The organism is Labrenzia sp. THAF35 (assembly GCF_009363595.1).
GTDB lineage: Bacteria > Pseudomonadota > Alphaproteobacteria > Rhizobiales > Stappiaceae > Roseibium > Roseibium algicola.
The window spans coordinates 6,011,797-6,027,383 of sequence record NZ_CP045380.1 but is presented as its reverse complement, the minus strand read 5'-3'; the positions used below and the strand labels follow the sequence as shown (position 1 = coordinate 6,027,383).

Annotated in this window: 14 protein-coding genes; 3 read left to right on the top strand and 11 right to left on the bottom strand. The window is 59.1% G+C overall.

The window, feature by feature from the left end:
- Window positions 1–15: 15 nt before the first annotated feature.
- Window positions 16–699 (bottom strand): helix-turn-helix transcriptional regulator, encoded by a 684-nt coding sequence (locus FIU93_RS27635; RefSeq protein ID WP_062489987.1) that lies wholly within the window; start codon window positions 697–699, stop codon window positions 16–18.
- Between the two features lie 152 nt (window positions 700–851).
- Here FIU93_RS27635 and FIU93_RS27630 point away from each other — a divergent pair, with 152 nt between their 5' ends.
- Together FIU93_RS27630 and FIU93_RS27625 are read left to right on the top strand one after the other, a co-directional pair.
- On the top strand, window positions 852–1,196 hold the full coding sequence (locus tag FIU93_RS27630) for a DUF952 domain-containing protein (RefSeq protein WP_031269651.1): 345 nt from the start codon (window positions 852–854) through the stop codon (window positions 1,194–1,196).
- Entirely contained in the window at window positions 1,193–2,287 is a 1,095-nt protein-coding gene (locus tag FIU93_RS27625; RefSeq protein WP_152507359.1) for a quinone-dependent dihydroorotate dehydrogenase, read from the top strand. Before FIU93_RS27630 ends, FIU93_RS27625 begins: the two co-directional genes overlap by 4 nt.
- A 12-nt stretch (window positions 2,288–2,299) precedes the next feature.
- Here the strand turns inward: FIU93_RS27625 and FIU93_RS27620 are convergent, their stop codons facing one another.
- Window positions 2,300–3,652, bottom strand: a complete 1,353-nt coding sequence (locus FIU93_RS27620) for an MATE family efflux transporter (RefSeq protein ID WP_152507358.1) — start codon at window positions 3,650–3,652, stop codon at window positions 2,300–2,302.
- A 182-nt stretch (window positions 3,653–3,834) separates the two neighbouring features.
- Here FIU93_RS27620 and FIU93_RS27615 point away from each other — a divergent pair, with 182 nt between their 5' ends.
- Window positions 3,835–4,782, top strand: coding sequence for a histone deacetylase (locus tag FIU93_RS27615; RefSeq protein WP_152507357.1), 948 nt, complete (start codon window positions 3,835–3,837; stop codon window positions 4,780–4,782).
- A 10-nt stretch (window positions 4,783–4,792) separates the two neighbouring features.
- On the opposite strand, the gene FIU93_RS27610 is transcribed toward FIU93_RS27615, so the two are convergent.
- The 9 genes from FIU93_RS27610 to FIU93_RS27570 form a co-directional block, all read right to left on the bottom strand.
- Entirely contained in the window at window positions 4,793–5,839 is a 1,047-nt protein-coding gene (locus tag FIU93_RS27610) for a hypothetical protein (RefSeq protein WP_152507356.1), read from the bottom strand.
- A gap of 123 nt (window positions 5,840–5,962) precedes the next feature.
- Window positions 5,963–6,238, bottom strand: a complete 276-nt coding sequence (locus FIU93_RS27605; protein WP_031269649.1) for a DUF6460 domain-containing protein — start codon at window positions 6,236–6,238, stop codon at window positions 5,963–5,965.
- A 560-nt stretch (window positions 6,239–6,798) separates the two neighbouring features.
- Window positions 6,799–7,920: an AraC family transcriptional regulator gene (locus FIU93_RS27600; protein ID WP_152507355.1), complete on the bottom strand. Its 1,122-nt coding sequence runs from the start codon at window positions 7,918–7,920 to the stop codon at window positions 6,799–6,801.
- Window positions 7,921–8,069: 149 nt separating this feature from the next.
- Window positions 8,070–10,280, bottom strand: a complete 2,211-nt coding sequence (locus FIU93_RS27595) for a 3-hydroxyacyl-CoA dehydrogenase NAD-binding domain-containing protein (protein ID WP_062489975.1) — start codon at window positions 10,278–10,280, stop codon at window positions 8,070–8,072.
- A gap of 18 nt (window positions 10,281–10,298) precedes the next feature.
- Window positions 10,299–10,682 (bottom strand): cupin domain-containing protein, encoded by a 384-nt coding sequence (locus FIU93_RS27590; protein WP_023001781.1) that lies wholly within the window; start codon window positions 10,680–10,682, stop codon window positions 10,299–10,301.
- Between the two features lie 2 nt (window positions 10,683–10,684).
- Window positions 10,685–11,893: an acetyl-CoA C-acetyltransferase gene (locus FIU93_RS27585; RefSeq protein WP_023001780.1), complete on the bottom strand. Its 1,209-nt coding sequence runs from the start codon at window positions 11,891–11,893 to the stop codon at window positions 10,685–10,687.
- Between the two features lie 27 nt (window positions 11,894–11,920).
- Window positions 11,921–12,559 carry a glutathione S-transferase gene (locus FIU93_RS27580; RefSeq protein WP_023001779.1) on the bottom strand — a complete coding sequence of 213 codons (639 nt, stop codon included), beginning with the start codon at window positions 12,557–12,559 and terminating at the stop codon, window positions 11,921–11,923.
- A 104-nt stretch (window positions 12,560–12,663) separates the two neighbouring features.
- Window positions 12,664–14,460, bottom strand: a complete 1,797-nt coding sequence (locus FIU93_RS27575) for an acyl-CoA dehydrogenase C-terminal domain-containing protein (RefSeq protein ID WP_077290611.1) — start codon at window positions 14,458–14,460, stop codon at window positions 12,664–12,666.
- Between the two features lie 332 nt (window positions 14,461–14,792).
- Complete coding sequence (locus FIU93_RS27570; RefSeq protein ID WP_023001777.1) at window positions 14,793–15,254, bottom strand: MerR family DNA-binding transcriptional regulator; 462 nt, start codon at window positions 15,252–15,254, stop codon at window positions 14,793–14,795.
- Window positions 15,255–15,587 lie beyond the last annotated feature (333 nt).

The window sequence follows — 15,587 nt, the reverse complement described above, 5'->3', positions numbered from 1 at the left end:
ATGTGTGCTCGCAGGTTATTGGCTCGCCCAGATAATACGGGCAGTCCACTCGATTGCCGAGTGCTGAAAGCGCACTGACTGTGAATTGTCCCCGATTGTGCAAACCGCCAGGTCTTCGTCGCCTGTCTCCTGCAACGTGTAAAGCGACAACCGGCCACTGTTGAGCTTGATGGCAAGCCTGTCACCGGTGCGAAGGGGCGCGCCGGGAGCAACCACGACGATATCGCCGTTTCTGTAAAGGGGATGGAAGTCTTCGGTGCTGACCTGCAGCGCAAACGCAGCGCCGATTTGGGGAAAGCTGAGACTTTGCCACGTCGCGCCGGCTGGCCGGCCGGCACTGTCGAAGGCATTTCGCTCCGAGGCAGCATCAAACCCTGCAAGGGGCACCAAAGCTGGCGCAGCGTCGGTTGGCCCGCCCGGGGTTTCGACCCTGGCGGCAAATGTATTCAAGGCTTCGCCGGTGGCGGCCAGCACCTTGGCAAGCGACTCTGTCGATGGCCACCGTGGGCGTCCGTCGCCCGCAACGCGTTTCGACGGGTTGAAAGCGGTCGGATCCAGTCCGGCACGCCGAGCCAGGCCGGACGGCGAAAGCCCGTTCTGCGAGGCGAGGGCATCAATGGCCGCCCAGACCTTTTCATGTGAGAGCACGGCTGCCGTTTCTCCGTATTGACGCGACAGGAATAAATACCTTTCGCTCATATGGGTTTTCCCGACCAAAATTCAAAAGAAACAGGCTGGAGTCACTTGTGCCGCTTGTTCGCTACGGTTCGGATGAGTAGTGTCCCGACCGGCTGAGCATGCGCCGGGCCTTTGCCTGCCATGCCATCCCCGGCAAGAGGCAAGGCAGACAGATGACCCTGATTTTCAAGATCGTCCCGAAATCCATGTGGCAGGAGGCAACCGACCAAGGCGTCTTCAAGGGCGCGCCGGTGGACCTTCAGGACGGCTTCATTCATTTTTCCGCCGAGGATCAGGTCCGGGAAACCGCTGCAAAGCATTTCGCGGGCCAGCAGGATCTGTTGCTGGCCGCCTTTGATGCTGATGGGTTTGGCGACTTGTTGAAATGGGAAACTTCCCGGGGCGGGGCCCTGTTTCCCCATCTCTATGGCTCGCTGGACCCGAAGGTCGCACTCTGGGTGAAGGAACTGCCGCTTTCACCGGACGGGTCACATGACTTTCCGGAGCTCGATCAATGATACCGCCTTTCCTTGAAAACGTTGCGCTGAGAGGCCTGCAGTGCCTGGACGCCGAAACCGCGCACCGTGCGACTGTTGTGGCTTTGAAATCCGGTCTGATGCCGCCGCGCCGGAAGGTGTCTGACCCGCGCCTTGCAGTGAAGCTCTGGGATCTGACCTTTCCCAATCCGCTCGGAATGGCTGCAGGGTTCGACAAGAACGGCGAAGTGCCCGATGCGCTGCTGAAGTTGGGGTTCGGATATACCGAGGCAGGGTCGGTTACCCCGAAGCCGCAGCCCGGCAATCCGCGGCCGAGGGTGTTTCGCTTGCCCGCAGACGAAGGCGTGATCAACCGCTATGGGTTCAACAACGAAGGCCACGCAGCCTTGCGCCAGCGGCTTGAAGCCCGTCGGCGGTTGACAGGAATTGTCGGCATCAATGTTGGTGCCAACAAGGATGCAACCGACCGGATTGCCGACTATGTCGCCGGCATCACCGCATTCGCCGATATGGCGTCTTATTTTACCGTCAATATTTCTTCACCCAACACACCGGGACTGCGCGACTTGCAGGCCCGGTCCGCACTTGCCGATCTGCTGACTGCCGTGATCACGGCACGGGACGAGTGCACGCAGACGTTTGGGCGCAAGGTTCCTGTGCTCTTGAAGATCGCGCCGGACGTTGCTGATGAGGACCTGCAGGATATTGTCGAGGAAGTGCTCGCCAAGAGCGTCGACGGCCTGATCGTCTCCAACACGACGATCGGACGAGACGGCCTGAGCGGCAAGGGGCCGGCACAGGAAACCGGAGGCTTGTCGGGCAAGCCCCTGTTCCGGAAATCGACCATCATACTGGCGCGCGCACGCAAACTGGCCGGACCGGACCTGCCGATCATCGGTGTCGGCGGTATCGACAGTGCGGAAACCGCCTGGACCAAGATCACGGCGGGGGCGGACCTCTTGCAGCTCTATTCGGCCCTTGTGTTCAAGGGCGCGGGGCTGATTGACGAGATCCTGAGCGGCCTTTCTGCAAAACTGGACCAGCACGGGATTGCGTCGCTGCGCGACGCGCGGGATGCCAATGTCGATGCCTGGGCATCGGAAACGGCTTAGATACAGCTGTTCTTATGCGTTGCCGAACGTCTCGGCTGCCCGCTTTCTGCAGGCGGCCAGCAATGTCAGGCCACGCGTTCCGAAGAACAGCAGGAAGGCGAGCCAAAGACCGTGGTTCCCCAGGATCGGAAACAGAAGGTAATAGGCAGCCAGGTAAACGACGAGCGACAACAGCATCATGTTGCGCATGGTCGATGACCACGTAGCGCCGATAAAGACCCCGTCCATCTGGAATGCCAGCACGCCGAAGACCGGGGTCAGTATCGCCCACACAAGATAGGTCGACGTTACCTGACGGACATCTTCTGCCGTCGTCATGAAATCGATCATGTACTGCCCGAAAAACCAGAACAGCGTCGACAGGATCCCCGCCAGGGCGAAGCTCCACAGTGCTGTCAGTTTCAATGCGCGGTCGAAGGCGGGCCGGTATCTTGCCCCGACCGCGCGGCCCGCAAGCTGTTCCGCCGCAGTTGCCAGGCCATCCAGAAAGAATGCAGCCAGCATGATGAACTTCTCAAGCAGAGCGTTTGCGGCCAGTACGGTGTCACCCTGGTCTGCCGAACGCGCCGTGAAAAACGCGAAGGCGAAGAGAAGGGTGAAGGAGCGGATCATGATGTCCCGGTTGACGGCCATCATGCGCACCAGCAGGCGGCGGTCGAAAATCACCTGAAAAGCCGGCCAGGACGTCTTGCCGGTGGTGAAGACAACCAGGCAGACGCCCAGTGCCGTTGCCGCGATTTCACTCAGGACAGTTGCCAGCGCGACACCTTCCACGCTCCAGCCGAAACCGATGACGAACCAGACACTGAGGCCGATGTTGAGCCCGTTCAGAACAAGCTGAAGCACCAGCCCTGTTCCTGCGCGCCCGAGGCCGATGAACCAGCCGAGCATGGCATAGTTGGCAAGGAGAAAAGGGGCACTGTAGACGCGGATGTCAAAGTAGCGGCTCGTTGCGGCCTGCACATCCGCACTGCCTCCCAGGAACCAGAGCCCGATTTCCCGCAAGGGTGCTTGCAAGAGGATGACCAGGAGACCGCCGATGGCCGCAATCACGAAGGCGCGCAGCAGTGTTGCCCTGACTTCTTCTTCGTTCTGGGCACCGAAAGCCTGGGCTGTCAGGCCTGTCGTCCCGGACCTCAAGAAGTTGAAGGTCGTGAACACCAGGTCGAAGATGATCCCGCCTATGGCAATCCCGCCAAGCAGAGCCGGGTCGCCAAGGCGGCCGATCACGGCCATGTCGACGATGCCGAGCAGGGGCGTCGACAGATAGGCGAGTGTCATCGGAATGGCGATGGCAAGAACAGTGCGGTGGGTAACCGCAAACGCCAGTTTCGGCCGCTCGCCGGTTGCTGAAAGTTGGGACATCGATGGCTCGCTTCGAGAGGAAGACCTTCATGTCTGCCTTGCCTCGGCACGTCAATTCATTTCGGCACATACCGGGTATTCACGGACATGGCTGCCGAATTTGCACTGAGCCGTAAAATTCGGATCTGCTGTGTCGTTCAAAGGGGTGCCCGTAGCGCCGGCGCGCCTTATATTGCGCACAGATGACCCTGCCTATCGTTCACCATCCGGCCTACTGCGCCGACCTTCCCGCTAATCACCGGTTTCCGATGGACAAGTTCCGTGCCGTTGCCGAATTGATACGGCAGGAAGGGCTTCTCGGCGACAGCGCCTTTTTCAGGCCTCGTCCCGCCCCCTTCGAGTGGGTCGCACTCGCACATGATCCTGCCTATGTGGATCAGGTCTTCAATGCCCGGGTGCCGGAAAAGGTGGCGCGGGAAATCGGTTTTCCGATGCGCGAGGACATCGCCCTGCGGGCGCGCTGTGCAACGGGCGGGACTGTGTTGACGGGATATCTGGCACTGGAACACGGCATTGCCTGCAACACCGCCGGCGGCAGTCATCATGCCCGCCGTGCACACGGAGCCGGGTTCTGCGTCTTCAACGACGTCGCAGTTGCCATCAAGGTGTTGCAGGCGGACGGCGCCATCCGCAAGGCGCTGGTGGTCGACCTGGACGTGCATCAGGGAGACGGAACCGCGGACATCTTTCAGGGCGACCCGGATGTCTTCACTTTCTCGCTTCATTCGGAAAAGAACTACCCCGTGCGCAAGGTCCCCTCCCATCTCGATATAGGTCTTGCCGATGGGACGAGTGACGAAGTCTATCTTGCTGTTCTGGAAGAGGTTCTGCCTGACTTGCTGCGCCAGGGGCCCTGGGACATCGTTTTCTTCAATGCCGGTGTCGATCCCTATGCCGGTGATCGTCTCGGCAGACTGTCGCTGTCACGCGACGGTCTTTGCAGGCGTGACCGCTATGTCATCGAAACGGTGCGAAAGGCGGGCGTGCCGCTGGCGGGTGTTCTGGGCGGAGGCTATTCGACGGACATCGACGAATTGGCCGATCGCCATGTGGCACTGCATCGAACAGCCAAGGCTGTGATGGCTGAAGATTTCACTATGGTTGCCGCGCATGAACAGGTGGCCGGCTAAAGGAGCCGGTTCACACCAGGATATCGGACACCTGCAGGGAGACCGATGTCGAACCGGTTGCGGTCGAAACCCCGTCCGTACCCGCAGGGCTCGCGGTGGAAGCTGGGTCTGGCTGCGCGCTGAAGTCTGAGGTCCTCAGTGCCTTGACGCCGTCCTTGAGATCTGCACGGACGTCTTTCAGATCTTTTTTTGTGTCGCGCTCATCGCGCTTGAGCAGGCGTTCTATCTGTTGGGCAAGAGATTTGATGTCCTCAGCCATCTTGGCGAGGGCTTCCTTGTCGCCCTGCAGCCCGGACCTGCGGCTTGCGGCGAGTGCCTTGTTCGTTTCCTGTTGCTGTTCTGTGTAGGTCAGGACAGCCGCTTTCAGGTCTTCCCGCCAGCTGTCCGGATCCTGTGCGCCTGCGGAAGAACCATCCTGCTCCACTCCGGTCTGAGCCTGACCCGTCGCCTGGCTCTCCGGTCCCGAAGTCGCAGCACCCGTTTCAGATCCGGATACCGGAATTTGTGTCTCGGGACTGCTCGCTGCCGCAGACACAGTCTCGACCAATGTGGAGGTTGCATTAACCTGCGTCCCGGCACCGGTTATGATATCTGCTGTGGCGGCGATGTTTGAAGCGCCTGAAAGAACACCCGTGCCGACGCTTCCACCGCTCAAGCTCTGACCTGCCGACTTGAGGTCCTGGGAGGCGGACTTGAACTCCTTGGAGATCTGTTTCAGCTCCTTGAGCAGACGCTTGGCCTGCTCCGGCGTTGCGAACCGCAGCATTTCCTTGAGCCGTTCGATGCGCTTCTGGACCATCTCGATCTTTTGCCTCCGCATCGCATCCTTGTTGTTCTCTACCGAGCGGGCGAGGCCGTCGCTGAGCTCAACAGAATCCTTGTAGGTTTCGAAGAGGGATTTTGCCTTGTCCTCTTCGTCGGCCGAACCGTTGGCCCCCAGAAACGTGGTGAGCGTTTGTGCGGCAGCAAGCGAACCTGAGCGATTGCCCGCACCAGAACCCGCGCGGGCGTAGGCCTGGTAGGAGGCAGCAAATTTCGATGTTGCGATGGCGGACATGCAAGGGCCCCTTAAGGCTCGGGGAGGTTCCGCCAGTTTCAGTTAATTATGATTAAGAAAGGGTTAATTTCCCGCAAGGGTTGCGTGCTTGCCTTAAGTGACAAACGCAGGCCTCTGCCGGGACTAGCGGTTTCGACCCATGGCCAGAATGCGAGTAACCAGCCAGATCGGGACAACCACCATTGCGCCGATAACCAGATACTTGCCCAAGCGTCCAAGGGCGTTGAAACCCATGTTCCAAAGGCGTTCGACAAAATCGATCGACATGGTGATCAGGTCGAGCGGGTCGAGGTTCAGCGCGGACAGGATAATGCCGACAACAAAGGACAGGAACACAAGCCGCAAAAGCACCTGGGCTGGTGAACCTCCCAGAAATCGGCTCAGGCCGGTGTCGGACATATGTGTCTCCTGCATGACGTTGCTTACCATTCCTGGCCAGAAGTTAGGAATATTCGGTGTCGATTACAATGAGGCCTGGCAAGCACGGCGGCAACTCCAGTTCGTGCGAAGGCCGTTTGTAAAATTTCTTATTAATTAAGTTTGGTGTCGTAATTCGTAAAGTTCTGTTCGCTTCCTGCCAAAGACGCAGCGGCCCTGTTGGCGTATTAAACTTTCAGGAATGTGCATCTAGATTGTTTGCGGCCACCCACAACCGCGACGATCTGCCTTCCTCTACCTGCGGTGAAAGACAGCCGCCGGACCGGCACAAGTGCTGAACCGGCAAAAAAGCGCGCACACTGCAGGATGGGCCAGCCGCCATCGACCCGTCCTGTTCTTCATGCAAATGAAAGAGCAGCCGAAAGCGGTATTGGCGGGTTCAGTCGAGTGTTCTCGACGGAACCGCCGGCAACAAGAATGATCTCTGGCACGGTGGTGACAAGCCCGTAACCGCCGTGCCGCAATTCCCAAACCATCACAGCTTCGCGGTGACCAAGCCCTGTCCAGGGCTGGAAACGAAATCATTTTGTGGCAGCGGATTGCCGAACAGCGGAGGGCGTCGCCACCGTGACCCTGGAGCGCTGCATCGGTTGCTTGCGCCCCGTCGTGGAATTAGCAGCAGCAGGAGATCTGGAGCGGGGTGCATCCCGAACCTTCTTGGGGGAGACGCCAAACCATGTCTTCACGGCGCGCGAAAAGGTGCTCAGTTCCGAAAAGCCAAGGAGATAGGCGATCTCCTTCATGGGAAGGTCCGTTCCCAGAAGATATCGTTCGGCTGCGGAACGCCGAACTTCCTCGCTTAGCTGACGGAAGCTGGTGCCTTCCTTTTCCAGAAGCCTCTGCACCGCCCTCTGCGACATGCCAAGTTTCGCTGAAATGAGCGGCAGGGTGCATGTCCCGGTCGACAGACTGGCGGAAACTTCATTGGCAATGCGCGACAGCGGAGATTCAAACTGGCCGAACCTTTCCAGTTCCGAATTCGCAGACGTCAGGATGATCTCGTAAAGGTGGGCGTCGTGGCGCCGGAGCGGGCGGGAGAGCAACGTTTTCGGAAACGAAATCCTGTTGCGGGTCGCGCCGAACTTGATCCGACCCTGATATTTCTTCTGAAAATTGGACGTGCAATTTGGTTGTGAAGTCGCAAGCTCGATAAGGATTGGCGGCGCTTTCATGTCGAGTGCATGTTCAATCTGCTGGGTCGCCCAGCCGATGCGTCCGAACACGTTCTGTCGCCATTCACCGCGTCCTTCAAGAATAGGCCATTCCACAAAGCCGCCGGTTTCGTCTTCCTCGAAAATCACCCGATAGGCATTGGTTCTGATCGGACTGAACTTCGCCCAGGCCTGACAGGCTTCCCTGAGTGACGGAGCGCAGGCAAACAGATAGTCGAAGATTGAAAAGCAGCCGATGTCGATCGTGTTGAACAGATCGAACATGACGGCGTCATCGCCCAGGACATTGGCGATATGTTCAAAAACGGCATGCCAGGCGGCTATCGGCACGGTACCTTGCGGGTCGTCCAGGCTGGCGAGATCGAATTCATAATCCCTGGCCATTTGAGGCCAGTCCAGATTGGCGTTCGAACAGATGTCGCGCAGAACGCGGAAGACATCCGAGCGCGCCCATTCGCCATCTAGCGGCATTCGTATCTCCAGCCTGCCCATGCTTAATTCCAAGCAGAACTGTGCATGACAAGTCACGCCGGATCAAGTTTTGTCGTAAAATGCTAACAATTGCTGGCGAATGCGATAGGCCGATGCCGCTCCCGTTCGGAAGCGGCATCGGTTGTCGATCAGGCTGCGTCCTTGACCTTCGCTTCTGCTTTCGGCGGGAATTTGCCGTAGAACGTCTCGTTTTCCTTGGCCATATCCTTCAGCAGCTTGTTCGGCTTGAAGCGCGGTCCCCACTTGCGGGTGAACTTCTTGCACAAGTCGACAAAGGCCGGCGTGCCCATCATGTCGATATAGCTGAGCGTACCGCCGGTATAGGGCGCGAAGCCGAAACCAAGGATGGAGCCGACATCGGCTTCACGCACATCCGTCAGGCACTTTTCCTCGAAGATGCGGGCGGTTTCGAGAGCCTGCATCACCAGGAGACGCTGCTTGAGTTCCTCGATGTTGAAGCTCTCTGCAGGTTTCGGCTGACCGGTGACTTCCGGAATGCCGGGCCACAGGCTCTTGTCCTTGCCCTTGTAGTCGTAGAAGCCCTTGCCGTTCTTGCGGCCGAAACGCTCCTGCTTCACCACCATCTCTTCCAGGATGTTGTCGAGTGGGCCTTCGACATATTTGACGCCGAGGTCCTTGCGGGTGGCGGAAACGATCTTCCAGGCAAGATCCAGCGCCACTTCATCGCCAAGCGACAGCGGTCCGACCGGCATGCCGGCCATCTTGCCCGCATTCTCGATCATGGCCGCCGGAACGCCGTCCGCCAGCATCATCAGGCCTTCGCGGATATAGGTCATGACGACACGCGAGGTATAGAAGCCGCGGCTGTCATTGACGACGATCGGGGTCTTCTTGATGGCCTTGATATAGTCGAGCGCCATGGCAAGCGCGCGATCGGAAGTGCGCTTGCCGAGGATCACTTCCACCAGCATCATCTTGTCGACAGGCGAGAAGAAGTGAATGCCGATGAAGTTCTTCGGTCGCTTGGACGCCTGCGCCAGCGAGGTGATCGGCAGGGTCGAGGTGTTGGAAGCATAGATGGCACGAGACTTCATCACCGCCTCGGCCTTCTCCGTCACCGCCTTCTTGATCTCGCGATCTTCGAAGACGGCTTCGATCACCAGATCGCAATCTGCCAGGGCTTCATAATCGACGGTGGCGGTGATCTTCGACAGCAGCTTTTCCTTCTGCTCCTCGCTCGCCCGGCCACGCTTGATCGCCTTGGTGATCAGCTCTTCGGAATGAGCCTTGCCCTTGTCGGCGGCTTCCTGGTCGCGGTCGATCAGCACGACGTCGATGCCCGCCTGTGCCGTGACATAGGCAATGCCTGCACCCATGAAGCCTGCGCCGAGAATGCCGATCTTGCGGATCTTGTTTGGACGCTGATCCACCGGGCGGCGGGCCAGCTTGTTCAGCTCCTGCATGGAGACGAACAGCGAGCGGATCATGTTGGCGGCTTCCGGGGCCTGCAGCACCTTGGCGAAGTAGCGGCTTTCCACCTGAAGCGCGAGATCCATCGGCAGCTGCAGACCTTCGACGACGGAGCGCAGCAGGTAGCGGGCACCCGGATAGTTGTCATAGGTCTCGCGGCGGTAGATCGCGTTGGCGGCCGGCCAGAACTGGAAACCGGCAGGGGAATAGACCTTGCCGTTTGGCAGCTTGTAACCCTTCTTGTCCCAGTCCTTGACCGGGTCGAGGCCTGCCTTCAGCATCTTCTTGGCGGCGGCGACCAGTTTCTTGGTCGGGGCGACTTCATCCACCAGTTTCATCTGTTTGGCCTGGGGTGCCCGCAGGGTGCGGCCCTGGAGCAGGAACTGCATGCCCTGCTGTCCGTCCGTCATGCGCATGACACGCTGGGTGCCGCCGGCGCCCGGAAAGAGGCCTACCTTGACTTCCGGCAGACCCATCTTCAGGCCTTCGTCAACGACGCGGCCATGACAGGCCAGTGCCAGCTCGGTACCGCCGCCCATGCAGGTGCCGGCAACGGCGGCGACGAAGGGTTTGCCGCAGGTTTCCAGCTTGCGGTAGACCTGAGACAGCTTGCGCGATCCTTCGAACAGAGCCTTGGCTGCAGCTTCCGCATCGTTACCGCGCTTGATGTGGAAGTCCTTCAGAAGCCCTTCCAGCATGGTCAGGTCGGCACCACCGGAAAAGGCGGACTTGCCGGACGTGATCACGGCCCCCTTGATGGCGTCGTCACTTGCCACCTGGTCGACAATCGCATCCAGCTCGTCCATGACCGACAGATCGATGACGTTCATCGATTTTTCCGGCATGTCCCAGGTGATCAGGGCAAAACCGTCCTCATCGGTTTCAACGGTGAAATTCTTGTAGCTCATTTGATGGTCCTCCTCGGGTCAGGCGCCGGTCGACTGCAGATGGGCGCGCTGTTGCGCAGCCGTCTTCGTGCCGTCGACGACAACGTCGCCGGTGTGTTTGGTCTCTGCGGGTTCGAACAGCATCACCCAGCATTCGTCTTCTGCGAGCGGATTGTGCTCGACGCCCTTGGGCACGACGTGCATGTCGCCGGCGTTCAGGACGACATCGTCCCGGTCGCGGTAGCGGATGGTGAGGCTGCCCTTGATGATGAAGAAGAGCTCGTCCTCGTCCTGGTGGTCGTGCCAGACGAACTCGCCTTTCAGCTTCGCAAGCTTGACGCTCTGGTCGTTGACGTCGGCCACCACACGCGGCGACCAGTAGTCAGTGATCTGGGCGAATTCCCTGTCGATGTTGCTGATCATGATCAGACCCGCTCGATGATGGTCGCTGTTCCCATGCCCGCGCCGATACACAGCGTGACGAGGGCGGTGTTGAGATCGCGGCGTTCCAGTTCGTCGAGCACGGTGCCAAGGATCATGGCGCCGGTGGCGCCGAGAGGATGGCCCATGGCAATCGCACCGCCGTTGACGTTGACCGTTGCCGGATCAAGATCGAAGGCTTGCTGGTAACGCAGGACGACGGAGGCAAAGGCTTCGTTGATCTCGATGAGATCAATGTCCTTGATGTCCATCTTGGCGTTTTTCAGAAGCTTTTCGGTAACATCCACCGGGCCGGTCAACATCAGGGCCGGTTCGGAACCGATATTGGCGAAAGCCTTGATGCGGGCACGCGGCTTCAGGCCGGAGGAACGGCCTGCGGTGCTGGAACCGATCAGAACGGCGGCAGCTCCATCGACAATGCCGGAGGAGTTACCGGCGTGGTGCACATGGGTGATCTTTTCGATTTCCGGATGCGCCTGGATGCCGACCGCATCGAAACCGCCCATGTTGCCCATCATTTCGAAGGAGGGGTTGAGCGAGGCGAGCGACTGCATGTCGGTTTCCGGCCGCATGTGCTCGTCCCGGTCAAGAATGGTGATGCCGTTGACGTCCTTCACGGGCACGACGGATCCGGAGAACCGGCCATCTTCCCAGGACTTGCCGGCGCGCTTCTGGCTTTCCACCGCATAGGCATCGCAGTCATCGCGTGAAAAACCGTATTTGGTGGCAATCAGATCAGCCGAGACGCCCTGGGGCATGAAATAGGAGGGGATGGCCACCTGCGGCTCGATCGGCCAGGCACCGCCGGAAGCGCCAAGGCCGACACGGCTCATGCTTTCCACGCCGCCGGCGATTACCAGCTTGTGCTGGCCTGCCATGACCTGGGCCGAAGCCATGTTGACCGCGTCGAGACCGGAGGCGCAGAAGCGATTGATCTGCATGCCCGGAACCGACTTGTCGTAACCGGCCGCAAACACCGCCGCACGGGCAATGTCGCCTCCGGCTTCCCCGACCGGGTCGACACAGCCCAGGACGACGTCGTCCACCCGGGTCGTGTCGAGACCGTTCCGGTCGCGGATCGCTTCCAGCGCGGTGGCCGCAAGCCGGACGGCGGGCACTTCGTGCAGCGAACCGTCCTTCTTGCCGCGTCCGCGCGGCGTGCGCACGTGGTCGTAGATATAGGCTTCGGGCATCAGATCCTCCTCTAGATCGGATTGGCCTCAGGTCTTATCCGGCAAGGGATGGCCGGGCATGAGGTCGTAAGGATGTTTCCAGCCGGGCAGAGCCTTGATCCGCCCCAGCCACTTGGTGACATTCGGATAAGCCTCGAGATCGATCCCGAGCTCACCTTCGTAAAAGAGGTAGCTGCACAGCGAGAAATCCGCGCTTGTCGGCTTCTTGCCGATGGCGAAGTCATTCTTCGCGAAATGCTTGTCCAGGATGGCAAGGGCGGATTTCGACCGCCCGTCGAGCCATTTGACCACGTCCGTCTCGCCGGTCTTCATCAGTGTGCGCAGGAAGCGCAACGGACCGAGCAAGCCGGAAACCTTCTGGTTGTCGAAAATCGTCCAGCGCAGGATTTCCCGCCGCTCTTCATCGTTTTCCCAGCCAAAGGCGCCGAACTTCTCGGACAGGTCGTCCATGATGACGGCGGACTGGGTCAGGATGTCGTCACCATGCACAAGCACCGGCACTTCACCCATCTCGTTCAGCGTGTCCCGGAATTCTTCGGTGCGGGTGGCCCCGTTGAAGAAGTCGACCCACTCCGGCTTCCAGTCGGCGCCGCACAGCTCCAGCATCAGGGCCACCTTGTAGGAGTGTCCCGACTGGGCCATGCAGTGAAGAACGTATTCAGCCATAACTTGAAATTCCCCTCGCAAATCAAATTGGAACGCGACTATAGCCGCCGGTTTCGATTTGCGGGCTCAAATTTCCGCCATCAGCGAGTTGGCCCCCGGACGCTTTAAAAAGCGTCCGCGGCAACCGACATCATGGTTTCGGACCCGGACGAGATTCGGGCAAGATGCGCGCCCGTTTCCGGCAACGTGCGTTCCATGAAGAAACGCCCGAAGGTCAGCTTGGTTTCCAGCCATTCGGCCTTGTCGCCTGCACCTTCCGCGACCTTTTCCTGAATGGCCTTTGCGATCTTCGCCCACATGTAGCCAAGGGCAACAAGCCCGAAGAGGTGCATGTAGTCGACGGAGCCGGCGCCGGCGTTGTCCGGGTTCTTCATGGCGTTGTTCATGAACCACATGGTCGCGGCCTGAAGATCGTCCATGCCCTTCTTCAATGGTCCGGTGAAGGCGGCAAGGGCTTCGTTGTCCTTGTTCTCCTTCAGGAAGGTATTGACCTCGTTGAAGAAGCTCATGACAGCCCGACCGCCGTTCGCGGGCAGCTTGCGGCCGACGAGGTCCAGTGCCTGGATGCCGTTGGCGCCTTCGTAGATCATGGCAATACGGGCATCACGAACGAACTGCTCCATGCCCCACTCGCTGATGTAGCCATGGCCACCGTAAAGCTGCTGGGCATTGACCGCGTTGGCAAATCCGGTGTCGGTCAGAACGCCTTTGAGCACAGGTGTCATCAGCCCCATCATGTCGTCGGAGAACTGCTTGGACTTTTCGTCGTCGGACCTGTGCGAGACATCGCCATGAAGCGCGGTCCAGATGACGAGAGCACGGGCAGCTTCGTTGAACGAGCGGATTTGCATCAGGGTGCGGCGTACGTCCGGATGCACGATGATCGGGTCGGCGGGCTTGTCCGGGTTTTTCGGTCCGGTGAGGGCGCGGCCCTGGATGCGATCCTTGGCGTAGATGACGGCATTCTGATAGGCGACCTCCGACTGGGAGAGCCCCTGAACCGCAACGCCGAGGCGGGCCTCGTTCATCATGGTGAACATGGCGCGCAGGCCCTTGTTCTCTTCGCCGACCAGCCAGCCGGTGGCATCGTCGTAGTTCATCACGCAGGTGGCGTTGCCGTGAATGCCCATCTTGTGCTCGATCGAGCCGCAGGAAACGCCATTGTTGTCTCCCACCGAGCCATCGTCGCCGATCGCGTTGCGGGGCACGACAAACAGCGAAATGCCCTTGGTGCCTTCCGGGGCGCCCTCGATGCGGGCCAGCACCAGGTGGATGATGTTTTCCGCCATGTCGTGCTGACCGGCTGAGATAAAGATCTTGGTACCGGTAATCTTGTAGGAGCCGTCGGCTTGCGGCACCGCCTTGGTGCGGATGAGGCCGAGATCCGTTCCGCAGTGCGGTTCGGTCAGGTTCATGGTGCCGGTCCAGGTTCCGGCGATCATGTTGGGAAGGTATGTCTGCTTCTGATCATCCGTGCCGTGGATCGTCAGGGCCGCAACGGCCCCTGCAGTCAGGCCCGGGTACATGGAAAAGGCCATGTTTGCCGAAGAGGCAAATTCATTGAAGACGGTGGTCAGAGTATGCGGCAGGCCCTGTCCGCCGTAATTCGCGTCTGCCGACAAGGTGCCCCAGCCGTTTTCGCAAAACGCCTTGTAGGCTTTCAGAAAGCCTTTTGGTGTCGTGACCGTGCCGTCGTCGTTGCGCGTGCAGCCTTCGCTGTCGCCGGTCTGGTTCAACGGCTGGAGAACTTCTTCCGCGAACTTGCCACCTTCGCGCAAGATCGCTTCCACAAGGTCGAGAGGTGCATCGGAAAAACCTGGCAGGTTGGAATATCGGTCATAGCCGAACACGTCCTTCAACAGGAAAAGCGTGTCATCGACGGGAGCGGTATAGCTCGGCATGGAAATCCTCCCAGATCTGCCGTTTATGTCTCGACCTTACGTTTCCGTAAACGTCACCTTGAGGCCTATATACGCGTGTTGTTATTGCCCGGCAAGTGGTGTCCCAACGGAAGGGTTGTCAAAAAAATACGCCTAAAACATGCTGATGGGAATGATTTCCGAAGGTCCCGTGCGCGAAATCGTGTTGCGACTTGTCGTTTTTGGGGAATTTCACAGTTTTTGGAAAAAGGGCGTCAATTCTCGCAAAAATTGCAAGTTGGCGGATGCACAAACAAAAACCGCCGGCGTTGCCGCCAGCGGTTTCAAAACTCTGAGGTCGAAAGGAAAGGGACTTATGCCTCTTCCGCTTCCTTGTGCTTCAGCATGCCGGAAACGATCTCGACAGTGCGTGACAATTCCTCGATGGCCTGTTCGATGTCCTTGCGCTGATCTTCCAGAACGGCGATCTGCTCGTTGAACTTGGACAGCGCGACGCGGAGCTGCGTCACCTGACCGTCGCGCAGGTCGTAAAGGTCGAGCATGTCGCGGATCTCGGACAGGGAGAAGCCAACGCGTTTGCCCATCAGTACCAGTTTCAGGCGGGCACGGTCGCGGCGGTTATAGACGCGGTTCAGGCCGTCGCGCTTGGGGTTGAGCAACCCCTTGTCTTCGTAAAAGCGCAGCGTGCGCAGGGTGCAGTCGAATTCTTTCGCCAGGTCGCCGATTGTGAACTGGGTTTTCTTTGTGCTGTCGTCGTTTGCGGACACAACGTCCACAAGATCGTCTTCATTGAGGATCGAAAGCGCTTCGCTCATAGCAGTTTGTTCTCGTTTTTCAGCCGTTGTCCGGCTCATCGTTGATGTTTTGCAGTTTTCGAAACCCGCTCCGAAGACATGATCTCCAGTGCGTTCTCAGGCGATGCGGTTGTGTGCACAGTGGCTCAGCCGGTTTCTTGCGCACTGTTTAGCTTACGTTTGCGTTAAGGTCCAGTCACGTAAGGTCGCAGGGGAAAAATTCGTTAACGCAGCGTTTGCCGATTCGCGTCACCCTGATCGCGTGAACATCTGATTTTCATTCGAAAACGGTCTGTTTTCGCATTTAGCAAGGCCAATTAACGGCCTGTTTACCCTAAAACGACAAAGTCTTTC